23 protein-coding genes and 1 pseudogene are annotated in these 22,293 nt (G+C 61.5%); 8 read left to right on the top strand and 16 right to left on the bottom strand.

Annotated elements, in window-relative coordinates; translation table 11 throughout:
* Window positions 1–84 precede the first annotated feature (84 nt).
* Complete coding sequence (locus tag ACTJKS_RS13135; RefSeq protein ID WP_262948783.1) at window positions 85–2,217, bottom strand: TonB-dependent receptor; 2,133 nt, start codon at window positions 2,215–2,217, stop codon at window positions 85–87.
* Window positions 2,218–2,309: 92 nt separating this feature from the next.
* Window positions 2,310–2,699 carry a DUF2946 domain-containing protein gene (locus tag ACTJKS_RS13130; RefSeq protein ID WP_095666875.1) on the bottom strand — a complete coding sequence of 130 codons (390 nt, stop codon included), beginning with the start codon at window positions 2,697–2,699 and terminating at the stop codon, window positions 2,310–2,312.
* 94 nt (window positions 2,700–2,793) lie between these two features.
* Here ACTJKS_RS13130 and ACTJKS_RS13125 point away from each other — a divergent pair, with 94 nt between their 5' ends.
* On the top strand, window positions 2,794–3,234 hold the full coding sequence (locus ACTJKS_RS13125; RefSeq protein WP_041062882.1) for a DUF3995 domain-containing protein: 441 nt from the start codon (window positions 2,794–2,796) through the stop codon (window positions 3,232–3,234).
* 80 nt (window positions 3,235–3,314) lie between these two features.
* Here ACTJKS_RS13125 and ACTJKS_RS13120 read toward each other — a convergent pair whose 3' ends face one another.
* The 7 genes from ACTJKS_RS13120 to ACTJKS_RS13090 all read right to left on the bottom strand — a co-directional run bounded on the left by ACTJKS_RS13120 (window position 3,315) and on the right by ACTJKS_RS13090 (window position 10,523).
* Complete coding sequence (locus tag ACTJKS_RS13120) at window positions 3,315–3,677, bottom strand: Na+/H+ antiporter subunit G (protein ID WP_047294967.1); 363 nt, start codon at window positions 3,675–3,677, stop codon at window positions 3,315–3,317.
* Complete coding sequence (locus tag ACTJKS_RS13115) at window positions 3,674–3,952, bottom strand: K+/H+ antiporter subunit F (protein ID WP_003225959.1); 279 nt, start codon at window positions 3,950–3,952, stop codon at window positions 3,674–3,676. Before ACTJKS_RS13115 ends, ACTJKS_RS13120 begins: the two co-directional genes overlap by 4 nt.
* A complete protein-coding gene (locus ACTJKS_RS13110; RefSeq protein WP_047294965.1) occupies window positions 3,949–4,437 on the bottom strand; it encodes a Na+/H+ antiporter subunit E in 489 nt (162 codons plus the stop codon). Before ACTJKS_RS13110 ends, ACTJKS_RS13115 begins: the two co-directional genes overlap by 4 nt.
* Window positions 4,434–6,113 (bottom strand): monovalent cation/H+ antiporter subunit D, encoded by a 1,680-nt coding sequence (locus ACTJKS_RS13105; protein ID WP_262948786.1) that lies wholly within the window; start codon window positions 6,111–6,113, stop codon window positions 4,434–4,436. Before ACTJKS_RS13105 ends, ACTJKS_RS13110 begins: the two co-directional genes overlap by 4 nt.
* Window positions 6,110–6,454: a Na+/H+ antiporter subunit C gene (locus ACTJKS_RS13100; RefSeq protein WP_003225953.1), complete on the bottom strand. Its 345-nt coding sequence runs from the start codon at window positions 6,452–6,454 to the stop codon at window positions 6,110–6,112. Before ACTJKS_RS13100 ends, ACTJKS_RS13105 begins: the two co-directional genes overlap by 4 nt.
* Window positions 6,454–9,372, bottom strand: a complete 2,919-nt coding sequence (locus tag ACTJKS_RS13095) for a monovalent cation/H+ antiporter subunit A (RefSeq protein WP_047294961.1) — start codon at window positions 9,370–9,372, stop codon at window positions 6,454–6,456. Before ACTJKS_RS13095 ends, ACTJKS_RS13100 begins: the two co-directional genes overlap by 1 nt.
* A gap of 212 nt (window positions 9,373–9,584) precedes the next feature.
* Window positions 9,585–10,523: a DMT family transporter gene (locus ACTJKS_RS13090; RefSeq protein ID WP_086790876.1), complete on the bottom strand. Its 939-nt coding sequence runs from the start codon at window positions 10,521–10,523 to the stop codon at window positions 9,585–9,587.
* A gap of 85 nt (window positions 10,524–10,608) precedes the next feature.
* Between ACTJKS_RS13090 and ACTJKS_RS13085 the strand changes: the two genes are divergently transcribed.
* On the top strand, window positions 10,609–11,172 hold the full coding sequence (locus tag ACTJKS_RS13085) for a helix-turn-helix domain-containing protein (RefSeq protein ID WP_041062862.1): 564 nt from the start codon (window positions 10,609–10,611) through the stop codon (window positions 11,170–11,172).
* Entirely contained in the window at window positions 11,173–12,567 is a 1,395-nt protein-coding gene (locus ACTJKS_RS13080) for an FAD/NAD(P)-binding protein (RefSeq protein WP_262948789.1), read from the top strand.
* A gap of 271 nt (window positions 12,568–12,838) precedes the next feature.
* On the opposite strand, the pseudogene ACTJKS_RS13075 reads toward ACTJKS_RS13080, so the two are convergent.
* Both ACTJKS_RS13075 and ppnN read right to left on the bottom strand, forming a co-directional pair.
* Window positions 12,839–13,574, bottom strand: a pseudogene (locus tag ACTJKS_RS13075) (substrate-binding periplasmic protein).
* Between the two features lie 305 nt (window positions 13,575–13,879).
* The gene (ppnN, locus tag ACTJKS_RS13070) at window positions 13,880–15,253 is read right to left on the bottom strand and encodes a nucleotide 5'-monophosphate nucleosidase PpnN (protein WP_041062856.1); all 1,374 of its coding nucleotides are present in this window, start codon (window positions 15,251–15,253) and stop codon (window positions 13,880–13,882) included.
* Window positions 15,254–15,476: 223 nt separating this feature from the next.
* On the opposite strand from ppnN, the gene ACTJKS_RS13065 reads away from it, so the two are divergent.
* Window positions 15,477–16,004: a DUF3087 domain-containing protein gene (locus tag ACTJKS_RS13065; RefSeq protein WP_086790878.1), complete on the top strand. Its 528-nt coding sequence runs from the start codon at window positions 15,477–15,479 to the stop codon at window positions 16,002–16,004.
* On the opposite strand, the gene ACTJKS_RS13060 is transcribed toward ACTJKS_RS13065, so the two are convergent.
* Window positions 16,001–16,387: a DUF2784 domain-containing protein gene (locus tag ACTJKS_RS13060; protein ID WP_086790879.1), complete on the bottom strand. Its 387-nt coding sequence runs from the start codon at window positions 16,385–16,387 to the stop codon at window positions 16,001–16,003. The genes ACTJKS_RS13065 and ACTJKS_RS13060 overlap by 4 nt on opposite strands.
* Before the next feature lie 152 nt (window positions 16,388–16,539).
* On the opposite strand from ACTJKS_RS13060, the gene ACTJKS_RS13055 reads away from it, so the two are divergent.
* The 3 genes from ACTJKS_RS13055 to ACTJKS_RS13045 all read left to right on the top strand — a co-directional run bounded on the left by ACTJKS_RS13055 (window position 16,540) and on the right by ACTJKS_RS13045 (window position 17,767).
* Entirely contained in the window at window positions 16,540–17,238 is a 699-nt protein-coding gene (locus tag ACTJKS_RS13055) for an AzlC family ABC transporter permease (RefSeq protein WP_262948790.1), read from the top strand.
* Window positions 17,238–17,549 (top strand): AzlD domain-containing protein, encoded by a 312-nt coding sequence (locus ACTJKS_RS13050; protein ID WP_177327894.1) that lies wholly within the window; start codon window positions 17,238–17,240, stop codon window positions 17,547–17,549. The genes ACTJKS_RS13055 and ACTJKS_RS13050 overlap by 1 nt, the downstream gene beginning before the upstream one ends.
* Before the next feature lie 62 nt (window positions 17,550–17,611).
* Window positions 17,612–17,767, top strand: a complete 156-nt coding sequence (locus ACTJKS_RS13045) for a hypothetical protein (RefSeq protein WP_174376867.1) — start codon at window positions 17,612–17,614, stop codon at window positions 17,765–17,767.
* A 45-nt stretch (window positions 17,768–17,812) separates the two neighbouring features.
* On the opposite strand, the gene ACTJKS_RS13040 is transcribed toward ACTJKS_RS13045, so the two are convergent.
* The 4 genes from ACTJKS_RS13040 to ACTJKS_RS13025 all read right to left on the bottom strand — a co-directional run bounded on the left by ACTJKS_RS13040 (window position 17,813) and on the right by ACTJKS_RS13025 (window position 21,048).
* Complete coding sequence (locus ACTJKS_RS13040) at window positions 17,813–18,085, bottom strand: hypothetical protein (RefSeq protein ID WP_047294946.1); 273 nt, start codon at window positions 18,083–18,085, stop codon at window positions 17,813–17,815.
* A 341-nt stretch (window positions 18,086–18,426) separates the two neighbouring features.
* Complete coding sequence (locus ACTJKS_RS13035) at window positions 18,427–19,107, bottom strand: SOS response-associated peptidase (protein WP_262948792.1); 681 nt, start codon at window positions 19,105–19,107, stop codon at window positions 18,427–18,429.
* 48 nt (window positions 19,108–19,155) lie between these two features.
* The gene (locus ACTJKS_RS13030; RefSeq protein WP_108182395.1) at window positions 19,156–20,001 is read right to left on the bottom strand and encodes an ABC transporter permease; all 846 of its coding nucleotides are present in this window, start codon (window positions 19,999–20,001) and stop codon (window positions 19,156–19,158) included.
* Between the two features lie 60 nt (window positions 20,002–20,061).
* Window positions 20,062–21,048, bottom strand: a complete 987-nt coding sequence (locus ACTJKS_RS13025) for an aliphatic sulfonate ABC transporter substrate-binding protein (protein WP_108182396.1) — start codon at window positions 21,046–21,048, stop codon at window positions 20,062–20,064.
* Window positions 21,049–21,341: 293 nt separating this feature from the next.
* Between ACTJKS_RS13025 and ACTJKS_RS13020 the strand changes: the two genes are divergently transcribed.
* Window positions 21,342–22,289, top strand: a complete 948-nt coding sequence (locus tag ACTJKS_RS13020) for an ABC transporter substrate-binding protein (RefSeq protein ID WP_108182397.1) — start codon at window positions 21,342–21,344, stop codon at window positions 22,287–22,289.
* Window positions 22,290–22,293: the final 4 nt, after the last annotated feature.

Here is a 22,293-nt window from a genome sequence, read left to right as displayed (position 1 = left end):
GATCTTGATCTTAAAATCAAAGTCAAAAGATCGTCCGATCGCGGCCCGAGCCTGCGGCAGCTCCTACAAGGCATCGGGTTAAGTTCAGAACCTGGTTTGCACCGCCAATTCAAAGGTGCGCGGCGTACCCAGATAGTAAGCCGGTGATACATGCGCAAACTCGGCGTACACCTCGTTGGTCAGGTTGCGCACCCGACCGGTAACGGTGGTGTGCGAGTCGACCTTGTAGCTGAGGAAGCTGCCGAACAGCGTGTACGACGGCACGGTCATGGTGTTCGCCGTGTCCGCATACACCGACGCCACATACCGCGCATCGACCCCACCTTGCCATTGCGGCGAAAAATCATAAGTCAGCCACAGATTGCCGACCCGGTCCGGGACGTTGGTTGGCGTGTTGCCCTTGCGTGAAACCACCACGCCGGCGGCATTCTTTTCAGTGAAGTCGTCGTACTGCGCATCGACCCAGGCGAAGTTGCCTTCGGCCAACAGCTTGTCGGTGATCCGCAGGGAACTGGCGATTTCTATGCCTTTGGAGGTTTGCTGACCGACCGGGATGCTGCTGGTCGGGTCCAGCGGGTCAGTCACGGCGAAGTCCTTGCGCTCGATGGTGTACGCGGCAACCGTCGCCGCGCCACGGCCATTCAGGTAGTCGAACTTGCTGCCGATTTCCCACTGTTTACCGGTTGAAACATCGAAGTCCTGCGTGCCGTTCGGTTGTTCGGCGGCGGTGCTGTATTGCACGTAGACGTTGGCCGACGGGATGAACTGGTAGGTCAGGCCGACGCGCCCGGTGACCGGCTCCCAGCTGCGTTTGAGGTGCTTGGGATTGGCGGCCGTCACCGTGCGATGGTTGGTCACGTCGAGGTCGATGTCGTCGTAGCGCAGGCCGGTGAGCAGCGCCAGTTTGTCGGTCAGGGCCAGACGGTTTTCCGCGAATAGCGCTTTGGTCGTGACTTCGTTGGTCTTGTCGCTGATCAGCGCCGGGTTGGTGCCGGGAATATCGTAGAAATGTCCCGGACGGAAGTTGTTCGGATCGACCGTGCTCGCGCCTTTGATGTTCAGCGGCGAGTTGGTGGTCTGGTTGACCTTGTACTCGAAACCACCGGACCACGTCGTGTCGAGACCGAAAAACCTGTTGTCGTGGCGCAGTTCGAACTGGTTGCCGTTCTGCTCACCCTGATGCCGCACTTGATACGCGGTGGAGCGGTTTACCGCGCTGTTGTCGGCGTTGTACTGATAGGTCTCGAGGTTGCGGTAGTCGCGCTGGCTGTCGAGGTGATACAGCGTGTTGCGCAGGGTGGTGCTGTCGTTGATCCGGTAATCGATGATCGAGCGCACCCAGATCGTGCGCTGTTCGTAGCGTCCGTCCTCGACGTTGTAGTTGTTGAAGCGGTTGTGTTTGTCGATCTTCAACTCGCCAGCCTTGGGGTTGAGCACCGGCGTGCCCCAGTACGGGCTGTCTTCGTGTTCGTCTTGATATTCCAGGGCCAGCGTGTGCGACAGATCCGGCGTAAGGTCGCTGAGCAACGAAAACGCCACGCTCCAGGCATCGCGTTCCTGGCGGTCGATGTAGCCGTTGCTGGTGTTGTGGCTGACATCGAGGCGCGCGTAGTGCTGCACGTCGGCGTTCGGTTCGGTCAGCGCATGGTTGAGGCCGAACGCGGTTTCGGTGGTGTCGTAGCTGCCGTAGCTGACGCGGCCTTCGACCGCTTGTTCTTCGCGGGTTGCCAGTTTGGTGACGTAGTTCAGCGAACCGCCGACCGAGCCTGCACCGTTGATCAGCGATGAAGGACCGCCCACCAGTTCGACTCGGTCATAGATCCACGCATCCACCGGTCGGGCGAGGCCGCCGGAGACGTTGATGCCATTGAACATCTGGGTGATCTGGCTGCTGGTGAAACCACGGTAGGAGACGAATCCGCCAAAGCCAGGCGGCGCACTGGCATTGACCCCGGGCAGGGTGTTGGCGGCGTCCTGGAAGTTCTGTGCGCCGTGGCGCTCGATGTCGTTGCGGTTGGCGACGGCCACTGACGCAGGTGTGTCGCGCACGCTGAGGCCGAGGCGCGAAGCCATACCGCTGGATTGGTCGAGGCTGAGGCCTGGTTCGCTGGTGGATTCGCCGTCGATGGTGATCGGCGCCAGATCCACGGTGGATTGCGCCCAGGCGTTAAGGGACAGGCAGCCGCACAGGCTGGCCAGCAGAGGAATATGTTTCATCGTTGAATCCTGAATGCTTGTCTAGGAGTCAGCGCACAGGCGAACGCCGCGCGTTGGCGCAGTGGGCTGAACAATCAAAAAGGCAAAGACACTCAGGCGAGCGGCGGGGCGCGAGGGTTGGCCGAGGGCCAGGTGAAGCGGGCAGGGAGGTCGGCGCTGACGATGGGCGCCAGCGGCGGGCTGTGGTGCTCGGGCAGCACCGCGAGGGTCAGGCTGGAGTTGAACGCCGGGCCCATGCCGCCACCGACCGAGCACAGCGGGCAGCCGAACGCCTTGGACAGGGTCGGCAATGGTTCTTCGCTGGGATTGCTGCTCAGCGGCGCTTGAGTGGCCGGGTCGACCGTACAGAACTGGCCGCCGATGCCGTTGAGCTGCATCCCGACCATTTGCCCGTGACCGATGCTGCAGGCGAACACGTTGAACAGGACGCAGCAATAGAGCATCCAGGCCAGCAGTGAGCGATCGGAACGGGTGAATTTCATGGGGCGGCACTTTACCGTACCGCCGATCGGTCGTGCACTTCAAAAAATGCCGACTAGGATGTTTTGTTCAAATCCCCAGAAAGGATTCTCGACCATGACCTTTGTGTTGGCTCAATGGCTGGTGACGATATTTGCGGCAATCGCCCTGGTACACGTGTACTGGGCGCTGGGTGGGCAGTGGGCGGCGGTGGCGGCGGTACCGCAAGTGCCGGTGCGAGGGCTGGTGGCGACGGTGCGACCGGCCTTCAAACCGTCTGGCTGGATCACGCTGTTGGTGGCGGCAGCGTTATTGGTGATCGCCGCGCTGGTGTGCATGCGGGTCGGCTGGGGCATGCCGCCGGTGCATCACAAGGCGCTGCAGTGGGTGATCAGTGCGATTGCGTTACTGATGTTTGCCCGGGCGATCGGCGATTCGAATCTGGTGGGGTTTTTCAAGGAAGTGAAGGGGTCGCGATTTGCGCGGCTGGATACCTGGGTGTATTCACCGCTGTGCCTGTTGTTGGGGGCGGGGTTGCTGGCGGTGGCTTGGGTCTAGAAAGATCGCAGCCTTCGGCAGCTCCTACAGGGGATTGCATGCCAATGTAGGAGCTGCCGAAGGCTGCGATCTTTTAAGGGTTAGCTACCACTCTCGGTCCTGCGGCTGCTGACCTCAGCCGGCACATCATCCCCGGCCATGCGCTTGCGGAACAACGCTGCCCGCGCCAGCAGCAACGTGGTCACCGGCACGGTAATCGCCAGCAGGATCGGAATCAGCCAGGCATGCATCACCGGCCCTGATTTCAATGCCGAAAAGCAGATGATCGACGCCAGCGCCACGCACCATGCGCCCAGCGTAGAGGCCAGCGCCGGTGGATGCATGCGCTGGAAGTAATCCTTCATGCGCAGCAAGCCGGCCGCGCCAAGCAGCGCAAATACCCCGCTAAGCACCAGTAGAATCGCCACCGGAATCTCGACCCACAACGACAATTGCGCAGTCATTCGATCACCTCGCCACGCAGCAGGAATTTCGCCAGGGCAAACGAACCGACGAAGCCGAACAGCGCGATCAGCAGCGCTGCCTCGAAGTAAGTGTCACTGGAATAACGAATGCCCAGCGTCAGCATCATCAGCATGGCGACGATGTACAGATAATCCAGTGCCAGGACTCGATCCTGCGCCGACGGCCCCTTGAACAGGCGGATCAGGGTCAGGACCATCGCCAGCGAGAACAGGAACAGCGTCAGCAGAATCGCGTTCGACAGCAACGGGCTCATTCGAAAATCTCCATCAACGGCTGCTCGTAGGCAGTCTTGAAGTGGTGGATGAAGTGCGCCTCGTCATCCAGATCCCAGACGTGTAGCAGCAGAATGCTGCGATCCAGCGCCAGCTCCGACCACACGGTGCCGGGCACCACGGTGCAGATCATTGCCAGCGCGGCCAGACCGTTGGCGTCACGCAGGTCCAGCGGCACTTTGACGAAGCGCGAGCGTGGCGGTCGGCGACCCGCGTTGAGCACGCCCCAGGCGACGATCAGGTTGGAGAGGATCACGTCACGACCGACCATCACGAACAGGCGCAAAATTGTCAGCGGGCGGCGAATGCGCACCTGTTTCGGGCGCAGCTTGCGCATCATCAACGGTGCGGCGAACCCGAGTATCGCGCCGAGCAGCAGGTTGCCCGGGCTGACGGAGAGGTTGAGTGTCAGCCACAAAACCCATAATGCCAGTGACAGCAGCGGAGCCGGGAACACGCGCTTCATGGCTGCACCTCCAGCATCGCGGCTTTGGCTTCAGGGCTTGGCACGGCGCGGGTGCCGAGCACGGCCATCACGTATTGCTGCGGGTTGTTCAGCGCGTCGGCGGTGGCCTGGGTATAGCGCAGCAGCGGTTCGGCCTTGAAGGTCAGAGCGATGCTCAGCCCCAGCAACAGGAAAACCGGCGCACATTCGAGTTTGCGCAGCAGCGGTGAAGGGCGCTCTTCCGGCGTCCAGAAACGCTGGACGCCCATGCGCGCGAACGCCATCAGAGAGGCCAGCCCGGAGAGGATCAGCAGCGCCAGCAACGCCCAGGACGCGTTGGAAATCGGCGCTTCATCGCCCAGCCCCAGCGGATTGAGCAGCGCACCCATCAGACTGAGTTTGCCGATGAACCCGGACAGCGGCGGCATGCCGATGATCAGTAGTGCGCAGGCAATGAAGCTCAGGCCGAGAAACGCCATGGTCCACGGAATGACCTGGCCGACCACGGCTTTCTGCTCGTCATCGAGGTTGATGCCCTTGGGCGGTTGCAGGGATTCCTGCGGACGCGGCAGCAGTTCGCTTTCATCCTCCAGCGGGATTTCGTTGGCCGAACGCGACCGCTCGATCAACTCCGCCAGCAGGAACAGCGCACTCAGGGCCAGCGTCGAGCTGACCAGATAGAACAGCGCCGCGCCGATCAGGTTCGGCTGGGCGAAACCCACCGCCGACAGCAGAATCCCCGCCGACACCAGAATGCTCAGGCTGGCCATGCGCTCCAGGCGTTGCGCAGCCAGAATCGCCAGCGCGGCGCAGGCGATGGTCGCCATGCCGCCGTAGATCAGCCAGTCACCACCGAAGAACGCCGATGCCCCGGCCTGGCCGGAGAACAGCAGCGTCCACAGGCGCAGCAGGGTGTAGACGCCGACCTTGGTCATGATCGCGAACATCGCCGCGACCGGTGCGCTGGCCGAGGAGTAGGCCGGCACCAGCCAGAAGTTCAGCGGCCACATGCCGGCCTTGGCCAGAAACGCCACCGCAAGAATCCCCGCGCCAGCATGCAGCAAGCCACGGTCGGCTTCCGGCACCAGCGGGATCTTCAGCGCCAGATCGGCCATGTTCAGGGTGCCGGTGACGCCGTAGATCAGCGCCGCGCCGATCAGAAACAGCGACGAGGCCAGGAGGTTGATCGAGATGTAATGCAGGCCCGACGATACCCGCGCCCGGCCCGAGCCGTGCAGCAACAGGCCATAAGAGGCCGCGAGCAGCACTTCGAAGAACACGAACAGGTTGAACAGGTCGGCGGTGAGGAACGCGCCGTACAGGCCCATCAGCTGAATCTGGAACAACGCGTGGAAGCTCGAGCCCGCGCCATCCCAGCGCGCCATGGCGAACAGCAGGGCGCTGACGCCGATGATCCCGGTCAGTACCAGCATCAATGCCGACAGGCGATCGACCACCAGCACGATGCCGAACGGCGCCTGCCAGTTGCCCGGCAGGTACACGCCGATGGAGCCGGGCACGCCGGTGGTTTGCGTCCATTGCAGCAGCATCACCGAAATGAACAGGCCGACGAGGCTGGAGAACAGGTTGATTTTCGCCTTCAGCGGCCGGTGTTTTTCGCCCAGCATCAGCATCACGGCGGCGGTCAGCAGCGGCAGCAGGATCGGTGCCGCGATCAGGTGAGTCATCGCCATCATTCCTTGGGCTCCCGGCCATCGACGTGGTCGGTGCCGGTCAGGCCCCGCGATGCCAGCAACACCACCAGGAACAGGGCGGTCATGGCAAAGCTGATGACGATTGCAGTCAGCACCAGTGCCTGCGGTAGCGGATCGGTGTAGTGCAGCAGGTCCTGGGTCACGCCGTCCTTGATCACCGGCTCTTTACCGATGAACAGGCTGCCCATGCTGAAGATGAACAGGTTGACCGCGTAGGACAACAGGCACAGGCCCATGACCACCTGGAACGTCCGTGGCCGTAGCACCAGCCACACGCCGGACGCGGCGAGGACGCCGATGGCGATTGCGATGACTTCTTCCATCAGACGGCTCCTTTGCTGGCGACGGACTTGGGCAGCGACGCGGTTTTGTGACCACGCACCGATTGGTGGGCGAGAGCGGTGAGGATCAGCAGCGTCGAGCCCACGACCACGGCGTACACGCCGATGTCAAAGAACAGCGCGCTGGCGATATGGATGTCGCCCAGCAGCGGCAAGGCGAAATGCCAGGTATGGGTGGTCAGGAACGGGTAACCGACCGCCATCGCCCCGAGACCGGTAGCGGTGGCGAACAGCAGGCCGGTGCCCATCCAGCGCAATGGTCGCAGGCTCATTTGCGCCTCGACCCACTGCGTCCCGGCGACCATGTATTGCAGGATGAACGCCACCGACATCACCAGCCCGGCAACGAAACCGCCGCCCGGTTGATTGTGGCCGCGCATGAACAGATAGCACGACACCACCAGCGCAATCGGCAGCAACAGGCGCACCAGCACCGCCGGCACCATCATGAAGCCGAGCGCGGTATCGCTGGCGCTGCGCGGGTTGACCAGATCGGTGACCACGTCCGGCGCGAGCAGGCGTTGCTGGGCCGGCAGTTGCAGGCTCTCTTTCGGCGGGCGGAAACGCCGGAGCAGGGCGAACACGGTCAGCGCCACGGCCACCAGCACGGTGATTTCACCCAGGGTATCGAAGCCACGGAAGTCCACCAGCATCACGTTGACCACGTTGCTGCCACCGCCTTCGGGCATGGCCCGGCTGAGGTAGAACGAGGAAATGTCGTTGGGGGTCTGCCGCGTCAGCATCGCGTAGGACAGCAGCGCCATGCCGGCGCCGACCGCAATCGACAACAGCAAGTCGCGCAGGCGCCGCACCCGGGCCTTGCGCAGGCTCGACGGCAGTGGCGAGACTTCTTCGATGCGTCGCGGCAACCAGCGCAGGCCGAGCAGGATCAGCACCGTGGTCACCACTTCCACCGCCAGTTGTGTCAGGGCCAGATCCGGCGCCGAGAACCAGACGAAGGTCACGCAGGTCATCAGCCCGCAGACGCTGACCATGGTCAGGGCGGCGAGACGGTGATACTTGGCTTGCCATGCGGCGCCGAGGGCGCAGGCGATTGCCAGCAGCCACAGGGTGACGAACACGATGGAGCCCGGAATCTTCGGCCGGTCGCCCCAGCTCAGCTGGCTGTGCAGCATCGGGATCAGGCCGGCGAGCACTGCCGCCAATACCATCAGGAATAGTTGCATCTGCAGGCGGCGGGTGCCGAGTCGACGTTCTACCCGGCGGGCCATGCGCATCATCAGCACCAGACTGCGCTCGAACAGCCGCTTGCCGTTGAAGCGACCTACCAGCGGCGGGTATTTGAAGCGGCCACGCTTGAGCTGATTGCGCAGCAACAGATAAACCACGATGCCGCCGGACATGGCGATCAGGCTCATGATCATCGGCGCATTCAGACCGTGCCAGATGGCCAGGCTGTACTCGGGCAGCGTCCCACCCACTACCGGCAGTGCGGCGGCCGCGAGCAGCGGACCGACCACTTGCGCCGGGAAAATCCCGACGATCAGGCAGGTGAACACCAGCAGCTCGACCGGCGCACGCATCCAGCGCGGCGGTTCGTGCGGGGTGTGCGGCAGGTCGGTGGCGGTCGGGCCGAAGAATACGTCGACGGTAAAGCGCAGCGAGTAGGCGACGCTGAAGGTGCCGGCGATGGTTGCGACAATCGGCAGCGCCGCTTCGACCCACGCGGTGGCATTGATGAACACGGTTTCGGCGAAGAACATTTCTTTCGACAGGAAGCCGTTGAGCAGCGGTACGCCGGCCATCGACGCGCTGGCAACCATCGCCAGGGTCGCGGTGAACGGAATCAGTTTGATCAGGCCGCTGAGCTTGCGGATGTCTCGGGTGCCGCTCTCGTGGTCGATGATCCCGGCGGCCATGAACAGCGAGGCCTTGAAGGTCGCGTGGTTGAGAATGTGGAACACCGCCGCGACTGCCGCCAGCGGGCTGTTCAGGCCCAGCAGCAAGGTGATCAGGCCCAGATGGCTGATGGTCGAATAGGCCAGCAGACCCTTGAGGTCGTTCTGGAACATCGCGCAATACGCGCCGAGCAACAGCGTACACGCACCGGCGCCGCTGACGATGTAGAACCATTCTTCACTGCCGGACAGCGACGGCCACAGGCGTGCGAGCAGGAACACCCCGGCCTTGACCATGGTCGCCGAGTGCAGATAAGCCGAAACCGGGGTGGGCGCCGCCATGGCGTGCGGCAGCCAGAAGTGGAAAGGGAACTGAGCGCTTTTGCTGAGGGCGCCGATGAGGATGAGGGGAAGCAGGATGGGGTAGAGGGCATGTGCGCGAATCTGATCGCCGGCGGCCAGGACCTTGTCCAGGTCATAGCTGCCGACGACATGGCCGAGGATCATGACTCCCGCCAGCAGGCATAGTCCCCCGGCGCCGGTGACCATCAGCGCCATATAGGCGCCACGCCGGGCATCGGAGCGGTGATGCCAGTAGCCGATCAGCAGGAACGAGAAGAGGCTGGTCAGCTCCCAGAAGAACACGATCTGGATCAGGTTGCCGGAAATCACCAGGCCGAGCATGGCGCCCATGAACGCCAGGAAGAAGGCGAAGAAACGTGGCACCGGGTCGTCCGGCGACATGTAATAACGCGCATATAAAGAGACCAGAGCGCCGATGCCCAGCACCAGCAGCGAGAACAGCCAGGCGAAACCGTCCATACGCAGGACGAAGTTCAAACCGAGGCTGGGCAGCCACATGAATTCTTCACGGATCACGCCGCCGTGGGCGATTTGCGGGTACAACAGCGCGACCTGCACGGTGCCGATCAGAGCGACCAGACCTGCCAACAGGGATTCGGTATTACGCGCATTGTGTGGCAGCACCGCTGCCAGACAGCTGCCAATGAATGGCAGAAGCAGTAGAACTATCAGGGACATAGGCTTCTAATCTGCGGAAGTTTGTGAAGCATCATACGTGCCAGCTCCCTGATTACCAAACGCCAGGATGTCTCAGAATCCTACAAAGTAGTCTGAAAAAATTGGTTTGGCTTTGTTTCAAGGGGAAAAAGATCGCAGCCTGCGGCAGCTCCTACAGGGATATGCATTCCGTGTAGGAGCTGCCGCAGGCTGCGATCTTTTGATCTTCGCTTTCAATTACCGCTGTCGTTCTCCAAGGCACCTTCAACTGCTTCGTCAACCTTACCCTTGGTCTTCAACTCACTGACAATCACCGCCGCGACAATCAACCCTGCACCCACCAAGGCAATCGCCGGCAAGCGCTCCCCGGCGATCCGCCCGACGATCCCGGCCCACACTGGCTCACCGGCATAGATCAACGTCGCCCGGGTCGGCGAAACGCTTTTCTGCGCCCAGTTCATCGCCACCTGAATCGCCGCACTCGCCGCGCCGAGTCCCAGTGCGGTCACCAGCAGCGTCCAGGAAAAATCCGGAAGTGCCTCACCGGTCGGCACCACCAGCAGGAATGACAGCACCGAGGTCGCTGCCAGTTGCACCACGGTCACCCGGCGTACATCGACCTGGCCGGCATAGGTGCTGATCAGAATGATCTCGGCGGCAATGGCAATGGCGCTGATCAGCGTGGCGATTTCGCCGGGGCTGAAATTCAGCGCAGCCCCGGACGGCCCGGACAGCAGCATCAACCCGGTAAACGCCAGCATGATGCCAATGCTCGGCATCAGCCCCGGCCGACGGCCCAGCACCAGCCATTGCAGCAACGGCACGAAGGGCACGTACAACGCGGTGATGAATGCCGACTGGCTGCTCGGGATCGTTTGCAGGCCAACGGTTTGCAGGCCGTAACCGAGCATGATAGCCACGCCGATGAAGGTGCCGGCTTTGAGTTCGAACAGGGTCAGGTTGCGCAAGTGGCGCCAGGAAAACAGCGCGACAATGGCGGCCGCAGCGGCAAAGCGCAGGCCGACGAAGAACATCGGGCCACTGACGGTCATGGCGTGTTGCACCAGCAGGAACGTACCGCCCCAGACCATGGTGATCAGCACCAGCACGCACTCGGCCTTGCTGAAGCGGGAGAAGCGAAGAGGTGTGGGGGAGCTGTTCACTGACGTCATGACCTTGCGCACTATAAAAGGCAGGACGCACAATGCGCCCAACGTTGCGCAGTATACTGCCCAACCCCACCGAGTGAGCAATATAGTGCACAAAGATTCCAGCCAACGGGCGTCCGTCCTGCAACACGTCAGCCACAACGTTCGGCGCCTGCGCCACGCCGCTGACATGAGCCAGACCGCGCTGGCCGAAAAGTCCGGCGTCAGTCGGCGCATGCTGGTGGCGATCGAGGCCGGGGAAAAGAATGTCAGCCTGACCACCCTCGACCGCGTCGCTGAAGCGCTCGATGTGGCCTTCAGCGACCTGATCCAGGCCCCCGACGCGCGCGATACCAGTCGCATCAACGAAGTGGCGTGGGCCGGGGTGATTCCCGGGAGCAAAGCGGTGCTGCTGTCCAAGGCCACCGCCACCCGTGAAGTCGAACAGTGGGAATGGTGCCTGCAACCGGGCGAGGTCTACCCGTCGCAACCCGACGCCGATGGCTGGAGTGAACAGATCTATGTGTTCGAAGGTTGCCTGACGTTAACGGTGGGTGAAGTGACCAATACCATTGCGACTGGCGAGTTTTTCATGTTCGCCAGCAACCAGCCGCACGGCTATCGCAACGACGGATCCGTCGCGGTGCGCTTTGTGCGCAATGTGGTGATTTGAATGGCCCGGAGCGCAGACATCCTGATCATCGGCGGTGGCCTCAGCGGCACGATGCTGGCCGTGCAATTGTTGCGACTGCCCGGCCAGCGGCGGATCCTGATCATCGAACCGCGCGCCGAACTCGGCCGTGGCGAAGCCTACAGCGCCGTCGAACTGGGCCACACGCTCAACGGCAATGCGGCGCGCATGAGTGTCGACCCGGACAACCCTGATGACTTGACCCAATGGCTGACTGCGCACATTGCCGCCGGCGGCTGGCCGGAGTCCGCCGAGCAGAACGTGCCGGTCAGTGAACTGTTCCCGCCGCGCGGGCTGTTTGGCGTGTATGTGCAGCAGCGCCTGGCCGAGGCGCGAGTCGTTGGTGCGCGGCAGGGTTCGACCGTCGAGCACGTTCGCGCCGAAGTCGTCGATCTGCAAACCGATGCTGATTCGGTGCAACTGACCTTGAACGATGGGCAGCACCTGAACGGCGCCTGTGCCGTGCTCGCCACGGGCATGTTCCCCGCCGCGCGCACGCCACAGAAGGATTCCAGCGGCCTGAATGCCGCTGCGCTTGATCCGTGGGACGTCGCGGCCATGCGCCAGCTCGATCCGCAGTCAACCGTGCTGATCATCGGCTCCGGGCTGACCATGGTCGATGCCGTGGTTTCGCTGGAGCAGGCCGGGCATCGCGGGCCGATCGACGTGTTTTCCCGCCATGGACTGTTGCCCCATGTACGTCGACAACCGCCGGCGTGGGTGGATTTCCTTGCGCAAGATCCGGGCATTCGCACGCCGCGACAGTTGCTGCACGAACTGCGCAGGCATTGCCGTGACGCCATTGCCCAAGGCATCGACTGGCAGGCGCCGCTGGACACCGTGCGAGCTAATATCGGCCGGCTGTGGAGTCAGGCGACTGACGTGCAGCGAAGACAATTCGTACGCCATGTGCGGCCATGGTGGGAGAGTCATCATCACCGTTCGCCACCGTTGAGTGCGGCGTTGGTTGTGCGCTTGCACAACGAGGGACGGTTGCGGATTCAGGCAGCGTCGTTCAAGGGGCTTGAGCCGAGTACGCAGAATGGTGTCAGCATTCGCATTCGGCCACGCGGTGAGTCTGAGACTCGCGTGGTACACGGCGCAGCGCTGATCAATTCCAGTGGCATCGAGTATGACTGGCGGCGCGTGGCGCGACCGTTGCCGCAGCAGTTGCTGGCGCGTGGGCTTGTGCGTCCGGGGCCGTTGGCGTTGGGGATTGCAGCGGCGGTGGACGGTGCGGTGCTGGACGCTGAAGGGCAGGCCGGCAGCCGAATATTTGCCATGGGCCCACCATTGCGCGGGATGTGGTGGGAGAGTACGGCAGTGACGGATGTGGCGTTGCAGGCCAAGGCATTGGCGGTGCGGCTGGTGGATTGATGTTGTTCTTGCTGGCCCCATCGCTGGCAAGCCAGCTCCCACAGGGTTTTGCATGGATCACAAATCTGTGAGCAACACAGAAAACTGGGGTAGCTGGCAAGCCAGCTCCCACAGGGTTTTGCATGGATCACAAAATCTGTGAACAACACAGAATACTGGGGTAGCTGGCAAGCCAGCCCCAATAGGGTTTTGCATGGATCACAAAGTCTGTGAACAACACAAACCACTGTGGGAGCTGGCTTGCCAGCGATGGGGCCAGTTCAGCCAATGATTATCTCGGCAGTGCATTCATCAGCCAGCGCTGACGAATCTGCTCCAGGCGCCCGTCGGCGCGCAAGGTTTCCAGCGCCTGTTGCCAGCGTTTGACCTGACCCGGATCGGTCTGCAGCGAAAAGGCGATGTAGGTGTCCTGTTTCATCAGCGACATCTGATACCGCAAGCGTCCCGGCTCCATGCCCTGGGTGCGGGCCAGCGCGGCGGTGGACAGGGTGTCGGAGACCACGAAATCGGTCCGGCCCAAGCTGAACAGACGCATCATCTGTTCCGGGGTTTCGACACCGTCGAGGTTCTTCAGATTTTGCTGCTGAAGGTAGCTGTAGATCAGCCATTTGCGCGGCACGCTGATGCGCCCGGCCTGATCCGCCTGCTGCAGGGTTTTTACCGGCGGCTGGTTGTTGGCATGGGCGTAGAGCGCGGTTTCGACTTCGATCAGCGGCCCGACCCATTGATAGCGGTCATCGCGCTCATCAGTACGCAGGACGGTGAATACGCCAGTGTTGGCTGTTTCGCTGGCCGTGCGCAAGGCTCGCAGCAAGGGGACTTGTTGCAGGTCGATCCGGTCACCGGTTTGCTCTGCCAGCGCGCGCACCACGTCGACTCCGTAACCCTCTAGGTGATCGCCTTGCTGAAAGTGCAGGGGGCGATGGTTGTCGGTGAGCAGTTGCAGATCTGCTGCATCGGCTGCCAGGGGCCAGGAGTGACAGCAGACACGCGGCAATCCGTTTCATGAATCGTCCCTGAAAAATTGAGCGCGAAGCTAGTACGGGCCGGGGGTGGCTTTCGTGCGGAATGTACGGGGCTTTTGCGTCAGAAATAAAGGCTGATTGGCAGCATCGGCGCACGCAGAAACATTGTGGGGTGCCTGGTATTTCTGGCTGGCGCACAACCTGTGGGAGCGAGCCTGCTCGCGAAAACGGTGGATCAGTCAACATCTGAAGTGGNTCTGGCCTATTCGCGAGCAGGCTCGCTCCCACTTTGGTTTTGTTGTGCTTGCATGGGTGGCTGGCACAGGGGGATGCGGTGGCCGGAAGAGTTACGCCACCACGCGATAGCACGGCACATACGCCGCGCCGCCCGGCAGTTTCATCCGGTGCTGGGCGACGAAGGCTTTGAGCAGCGCATCGAGCGGTTGCATGATCGCTGCGTCACCACGGATCTGGTACGGCCCGTGTTCCTCGATCAAGCGGATGCCCTTGTCCTTGACGTTGCCGGCGACGATCCCGGAGAACGCGCGACGCAGGTTGGCGGCCAGTTCGTGGGGCGGCTGGTCGCGGTGCAGCTTGAGGTTGGCCATGTTCTCGTGGGTCGGATCGAACGGACGCTGGAAGCTTTCGTCGATCTTCAGCAGCCAGTTGAAGTGGAACGCGTCGTTGCGCTCGCGGCGGAACTGCTTCACCGCTTTGAGGCCAGCCGTCATCTGCCGGGCGACTTCGGCCGGGTCGTCGATGATGATCTCATAGTGCTGTTTGGCCGCATCGCCCAGGGTGGCGGTGACGAAAGCATCAAGTTGCTCCAGGTACGGCGCGGCATGTTTCGGCCCGGTCAGAATCACCGGGAACGGCAGGCCCTGATTGTCCGGATGCATCAGGATACCCAGCAGGTACAGGAACTCTTCGGCGGTGCCGGCGCCGCCCGGGAAGATGATGATGCCGTGGCCGACACGCACGAACGCTTCCAGACGTTTTTCGATGTCCGGCAGGATCACCAGCTCATTGACGATCGGGTTCGGCGCTTCAGCGGCGATGATCCCCGGTTCGGTCAGGCCGAGGTAGCGCCCACCGTGGATACGCTGCTTGGCATGGGCGATGGTCGCGCCCTTCATCGGGCCTTTCATCACGCCGGGGCCGCAACCGGTGCAGATGTCGAGGCTGCGCAGGCCCAGTTCGTGGCCGACTTTCTTGGTGTATTTGTATTCTTCGGTGTTGATCGAGTGACCGCCCCAGCACACGACGATTTTCGGCTCGACACCCGGGCGCAAGGTGCGCGCGTTGCGCAGCAGATGGAACACGTAGTCGCTGATGCCTTGTGAGGTGCTGAGGTCGATGCGTTGGCTGTCGAGTTCGTTTTCGGTGTAGACGATGTCACGCAGGGCGCTGAACAGCATCTCGCGGGTGCTGGCGATCATTTCGCCGTCGACGAACGCGTCGGCCGGGGCGTTCAGCAGTTCGAGGCGCACACCGCGATCCTGCTGGTGAATGCGGATTTCGAAGTCCTTGTAGGCTTCGAGGATGGTCTTGGCGTTGTCAACATGCGCGCCGGTGTTGAGGATGGCCAGGGCGCACTGGCGGAAGAGGGTGTAGGTGCTGCCGGATCCGGCTTCGCTCAGTTGCTGCACTTCACGTTGAGAAAGGGTTTCCAGGCTGCCTTTCGGGCTGACCGAGGCGTTGATTACGTGTCGTTGGGTCATGCAATGATCCTTAAAACGATGTCATTCCAATGGCAGGCAAATGGCATCCGAATAGTGTGTATCCATGAATGAAGATGGCACGATCTGCGCTGTACCGCCATGTCCCCGTTGGACGCTGAAAAGATGAAAAGGGCCCCCAGCATAGCTAAATCGTGCACAGAGGCGATAATGCGCAACGAGTTTTTTCCGTTGCCCTTTTTATCGTTCAAGGAAGTCATGCCTGATGTTCGAGATCCAGCCGATGGACCCAGCAACGTTTCGCCAGCAGACCCGTCGCAGCACACTGATCATTGCCGTGCTGTTCCTGGTGTTGGCGATGGCGCTTTCGACGGCGGCGGTGGCGCTGTTCGGTGAACCCGGCGGCGATAATCTGCGTTTCAATGTCGGCGGAGTGTTCGTCGCGTTTCTGTTGACGGCGGCGCTGATGCGCGGGCAGTTCTGGCAGCAGCCGTGGATGGCCCCGGCGGTCTATAGCTGGCGGCTCAAGCGCAGCCTGATGAGTGTGACCAACGTGATGCATCAGGTGACAGCGGCCGTTGAACAAAACGATCCGACGGCGATGAAGGTGCTGCGTTTCTATCATCTGGGGTTGACCCAGATGCACGAACTGGACGGTAACTCCAGCGATCACGCGCAGTTGCAGCGGGAGGTCGCAGCGCACCAGGAGCGGATGCAGGCGCTGGGTCTGGAGATCGACCAGAAGCGCCTGGATCCGGCCTGGCTGCAAGCCTTGAAACCCGCCGCTCGTTAAAACGGAATACGGCTGGCGCGGCGCAGTTTCCACGCACGGGCCAGACGCCCGTAGACCAGCAAATTGACCACCAGCACCACGCTGCCCAGTGCCAACTGGATCTGTGGCGTCAGACCTGCGGGGTAGATGATCGGCCAGATGTAGTGCTCGATGAAGCCGCCGGCGTATTCGGTCTGCCCGGCGGCGTGGCGCATCAGGTTTTCCCAGTAGGTCAGCGGACAAGTCAGGTGCAACACCTCGACTGCCACGCCCCACGCCGCCGCCGGCAGATGCAGCCACATCAGGCGTGGCCATTTGAGCACCAGCAGCCCGCCGAACAGCACGAACAGTATGAATGACAGATGGAACAGCACCAGCCCGTCGGCTGCGATTCGGTACAGCATGTCTTCTCCCTGACACGGTTGTGAAGGCCTCCATGGTACGCCGACAGCGGCGCCCGGGCGCGGTGATTCAGCGCAAGTGCGCAAGATTGTTCAAGCCACGAAGGGGCATTTGCTGGCAGAGTCTGCGACCGTTTCCTCGGTTGAAGAGCGTTATGTCTGACTCACTTATGCCGCGCCGTGCGTTTCTTCGCGGCGCTGCGGCGATCATGCCGTTATCGTTGGCGACGGCGCCGTGGGGGCTGCTCGCCGGCTCCATGGCGATCGAAGCCAATCTCACACCGCTGCAGGGGCAGGGCCTGTCGAGCATTGTGTTCGCGGGCGCCGCGCAACTGGTGGCGATCGGCATGCTCAAGGGCGGTGCCGGGATTTTCTCGATCCTGTTGACCACGCTGCTGCTGACCTCGCAGCACCTGTTGTACGGAATGAGCATGCGCTCGGTGATCTCGCCGCTGCCCGGGCGCTGGCGCATCGGTCTGGGCTTTTTGCTCACCGATGAACTGTTTGCCCTGACCAGCCAGCATGACCGTCAGCAGTTCAATCGCTGGTATGCCTTGGGCGTCGGTCTGACGTTCTACATCGCATGGAACCTGTTCACCCTGGCCGGCATCGTCCTGGGCAGCAGTATTCCGGAGCTTGAGCATCTGGGCCTGGACTTCTCGATTGCCGCCACTTTCATCGCATTGATCACCCCGGTGGTGCGTAACGTGCCGACCGTGGTTTGCGTGGCGGTGTCGCTGTTCTGTTCGGTGCTGTTCAGCTATTGGCAATGGGGCTCGGCACTGGTGCTGTCGGGGCTGGCCGGGATGACCGCAGGATTTGTCTGCAACAAGTTGTATCGGGGGCGCACATGATGGTCTGGGCAGTGATTGTCGGCATGGGGATTCTGGTGTTCCTCAACCGCTACGTGTTTCTCGAACCGCGCCTGCCATTGCGTTTGAGCAGCAACGCGCGGCAGTTTCTCGGGTTTGCCGTACCGGGAATGTTGACGGCGATCTGCGGACCAATCGTGTTCATGCCGGACAAACAATTGAATGTGCAGTGGGATAATCCGTATTTGCTGAGTTCGCTGGTTGCGATCGGCTTGGTGCTGTACACCCGCAATACGTTGCTCAGCATGCTTTTAAGCATGGCGTTTTTCTTTTTGTTGCGCTGGTGGTTGTAAGTTGACGGGGAAAAACTGTTCTACGCTTATTGGATGATTATTGTCGACGAGGCAAAGTTCACATGACGACCGAGCAGAAGCGTCCGGATGAAAACCAGGCAGTAGACGACGAAGTGGACGAACCGAGCGAAGAGGAAATCGAGCGCGAGAAACGCAAGGAACAGACGTGGAAGCACGACGATGACAAGGAACTCACCGGGCCCGACGTGAAATTCTGACAGCCCCATGCAAAAAGCCCCGCAGCAGCGGGGCTTTTTGTTGTTTCACAGGTCTTCCAGGTGCGGGAAGTCCGGATGTGACGCCCGATAGCCCAGCGTCTTGTCGATCCACGCATTGAGCTCATTGACCATCACCGGTGGGTGGCCGGGATAGCCTTCGAGCGTGGTGCGCAGAATACGTTCGATGTCCGGCACTGAACGCAGGTTTCGGGTCTTGATGTAGTGGCCGATAAAACAGTCGAGTTGAAAGCGTTCTGTCATGGACAGATAAATACACTCCAGGCCGTTGGCCTGTTTGATTGCAAAATCGTCGCGCAACTTAGTTCTCTGCAAGGCTTGGTAAAAGTTGTAGGGGATTCCTGGTTTGTTGACTCTTTGGTCAACTGGTATGCCAATTGGAAATGCGGCGCGCATGCTATCCGTAGTGCATCTAAATGTATGTATGACGGTTGAAATGTCAGACAAGCGGTTAAATCGCTCAAACGACTGTTTTTTTGAGGCTGTTTCAGCGATGAAACACCAGCTGTAAAGATCGAGTGTCACCTGTAATCACCTGTAGGAGCTGCCGCAGGCTGCGATCTTTTGATCTTGCTTTTAAAAAATTAAAAATCAAAANCTGCGGCAGCTCCTACAGGGTAAACGCGTGAGATCACGGATCTTTACGCCACTTCTTCAATCAGCCCGGCGCCCTGATTGCGCGAATTGCCGACGGCTTTGCCGACTTTGTGCCAGGCAAATGCCTCGCTGGCTTCACCTTCGAACAGCAACATCTGTTCGGCACGTTCGGTCGGTGTTGCCGGGTCCAGCCACTCGGCAGCCAGCTCCGGGCGGAACACCACCGGGCGGCGATCATGGATATCGAGCAGGCCGCCGACGCTGTCGGCGGTGATGATCACGAAACCATCGTCGTCCCGGGCGTCGTTGCCGGGTGTCGGAAACTGGCCGATGGCCGCACAGAACACCGGCCCGTGATCGGCACGCCGGATCAGCCACGGCTGTCGGGTGTCATCCGGGCCGTCGACCCATTCGAACCAATTGTCGACCGGCACGATCAACCGATGACGCCAGATCGCCCGGAAGAAGGGGCCATGGGCGACTTTTTCCACACGGGCGTTGATCGGCGCCGCGCGGTCTTTGGCCCAGTGCGGACGCCAGCCCCAGCGCAGGTTGTCGGCATACAGGCGTTGATCATATTGATGAAGAATGGCGAGAGACGTGGTCGGCGCCGCGTTGTAGTGTTCCAGCGCGGCGTCGCCGACGTGATTGATCAGCGCATCGGGAATGCTCAGCACCGCGACAAAGTCGTGAATGCCACGGTACTGCGAGAGTCTTCCGCACATGCGCTGAATCTCCGGTTGCACGCTTTCAGCTTAGTTGGCTCTGGCCAATCAGTCCTGTGCCGCCTGACCGGTGAACGTGTCGCGCCAGACCAGCCAGCGGCGCTCCAGCAGCGCGAGCACGCCATCGCTGAGTTTGCCGAGCACGGCGAGCACGATGATCGCTGCCAGCACGATGTCCGGTCGCGAGGTTTCGCGGCCGTCGCTGAGCAGATAGCCCAGGCCTTTGGTCGCGGCGATCAGCTCGGCGGCCACTAGAAACATCCACGCCAGACTCATGCCGCTGCGCAGCCCGGTGAACAGGCCGGGCAGGGCGGCCGGCAACAGAATCCGCCGTACCAGTTGCAGGCGGCTGAAGCCATAGATGCGCCCGACCTCGACCAGTTTGCGATCGATGTTGCGAATCGCCGCGACCACGTTGACGTACACCGGAAAGAACGCGCCGATGGCGATCAGCACGATTTTCGAGGTTTCATCGATGCCCAGCCACAGCAGCAACAGCGGCACCCAGGCCAGACTCGGAATCGAACGCAGCGCGGCGAACGTCGGTTCCAGATACGCCTCGGCCTCACGACTGAGGCCGACCCAGGCGGCGAACACCAGCGCCAGGCTGGCGCCAATTGCAAACCCGAGCAACACGCGGATCAGGCTGGCGCCGATGTGTTTCCACAGCGCGCCTTCGGCGAGGTCGGTGAGGGTCAGGGCGATCTCGCTGGGGGCCGGCATTTGGTAGGACGGCAGCCAGCCGAGACGCACGATGAACTCCAGGACGACTACGATCAGCAGCGGCAGGGCCAGACCTTTGAAGTGCCGTCGCCATGTCGGGTTGAGGGATGACGCTCGCGGCCTCGACAAGCGCCGAGGAGGGGCGGGCAGTTCGTTACTGCGAGTGGTCATACATGAGCTCCGCTCACAGCGAATCCGCAGCGGACGCGGATGGGCTGTGAGTCTGGTCGGTTATTGGCGGGCGACGGCTTGCTGCACACCACTGTCGAGCAACTGATCGATGACTTGATCGACATTCACCCCACGCCGCACCAATTCCTCGGACACCAGAATCGGTGCCGCCGCCTTGGACGCCTGCACGTCGTTGGCGGTCAGTTGCGGGCTGCTCAAGTCGGTGCGCGACAACTGCAGTTTGGCCACGTCCAGCGGCAGGCCGGATTCCTTGGCGAGCAGGGCGGCGAACTCGTCGGGATTTTGCAGCGCCCATTGTCGCGCCTGCTCGTAGGCTTTGATCACCGTGTCGATGGTATGCGGATGCTCCTTGGCGTACTGCTCGGTGACGCTGACCACGCCGTAACTGTTGAACGCCGGGTTGCGGTACAGCAGACGCGAACCGGCCTGCACCTGACTGGCGGCCATGTGCGGATCGAGTCCGGCCCAGGCGTCCACATCACCTTTTTCCAGCGCGGTGCGGCCGTCCGGGTGTTGCAGGTGCACCAGTTCCACGTCGTCTTTCTTCAGCCCGGCCTGTTGCAGGCTGCGCAGGGTGAACAGGTAGGGATCGGTGCCTTTGGTGGCGGCGATTTTCTTGCCTTTGAGGTCGGCGACGCTCTGGTACGGCGAATCCTTGCGCACCACCAGCGCAGTCCATTCGGCGCGGCTGTAAACGTAGACCGATTTGATCGGGCTGCCGTTGGCGCGGCTCAGCACTGCAGCAAGGCTGGCGCTGGAGGCGAAATCGACGCCGCCGCTATTCAGATATTCCAGCGAACGGTTGCTGCCCTGGCTGAGCACCCAACTGACTTTGGTCTGCGGCAGGGCTTTTTCGAGGAAGCCGAAATGCTTGAGCACCAGGCTGACCGGTGAGTAGTAGGCGTAGTCCAGATGAACTTCGGCGGGCACCGTTTCGGTGGCGTGAGCCAGCGGTTGCAGGCTTAGCGCCATGGCGCTGGCAACCAGCAGCGTTTTGAGGCGGAAAAAAGGTGAGAAGGATGTCATGGCGGCGCTCCGGCAAAGGCACTGTTTTTTATGTCCAAAAATATATTTTCAATGGCTGCTTCCTGCATGAATGGAATATTGCAGGCTCTGTGCCATGTGCGTACCAGCCAATGTTTACGGGGTTTTTGCCGGGTTTGACGGCTTTCAACTGTTGCTGGGACAACACGCTGGTATCGCACTGTTGCGCAGCGAACAGTGAGCATTCGGTGTGCTGAGCTTATGCATTAATCGAATTTAAAAAGCGCCGATCAAGAGCGTTATCGTCTATGCAAAATCCCATTGCAGGACCCGACATGAAGCTCTCCAAATTCTTGCGTATCACACTGACTGCTGGACTGTTCAGCTCACCGCTTGCCTACTCCGCCGAGCCGTTGGTCCTGCACGTCGGTGATCAGAACTACTACAACATCCGCGCCTCGATCGAGGCCTCCGGCGTGTTGAAAGACGCGCCGTACAGCGTCGACTGGAAACATTTCCAGGCCGCTGCACCACTGGCCGAGGCATTGCAGACCGGCTCGCTGGATCTGGGCTTTCTCGGTGATTCGGGCTTTCTGTTTCTTGCTGCCAAACAGGCGCCGGTGAAGCTGATCGGGGTATCGCGGCAGAACCCGGACACCATCGCCTTGCTGGTGCCGAAGGATTCTCCGGTGAAAACCATTGCTGATCTGAAGGGTAAAAAAGTCGCCTACTGGCCTGGCGCGTGGAGCCAGCAGCTGACCTTGCGCGCCCTGGAGCAGGGCGGTCTGCCGGAAAACTACGTCGACTTCGTCAAGCTGATGCCGATTGACGCTGCGGCGGCATTGCCACAGGGCAGCATCGACGCTTTCCCGGTGTGGGAACCGTACATCTCCCAGCAAATCGTGTTCTCCGGTGCGCGGCCGATTCTCACGGCGAAAAACCTGATGCCGGGCCTCAGCGCGATTGCCGCGTCGGCGCCGTCGATCGACAGCAAGCGTGCGGCGATTGCCGATTTTCTCGAGCGTTTGAAACGGGCGCGGGCGTGGGTCGACAGCCACACCGATGAATATGCGGATCTGTGGGCGAAGAAGGCCAATCTCGATCAGCAGGTGTCGCGGCACTGGTTGCGCCAGGCGCACATGAGCATTGGGCCGGTGGATCGACAGGCCGCCGCCGACCTGCAAAGCACCGCCGACTTCCTGTTCAAGGTCAAGGCCTTGCCGGCGCCGCTGGCCACTGCCGGGATCATCGACACCTCGTTTCAACAGGCATTGGCGGACTGAGCGA

This window comes from Pseudomonas sp. 22189 (genome assembly GCF_052045635.1).
GTDB lineage: Bacteria > Pseudomonadota > Gammaproteobacteria > Pseudomonadales > Pseudomonadaceae > Aquipseudomonas > Aquipseudomonas parakoreensis.
The sequence above is the reverse complement of the archived record's forward strand: the minus strand, read 5'-3'. Positions and strand labels throughout refer to the sequence as shown.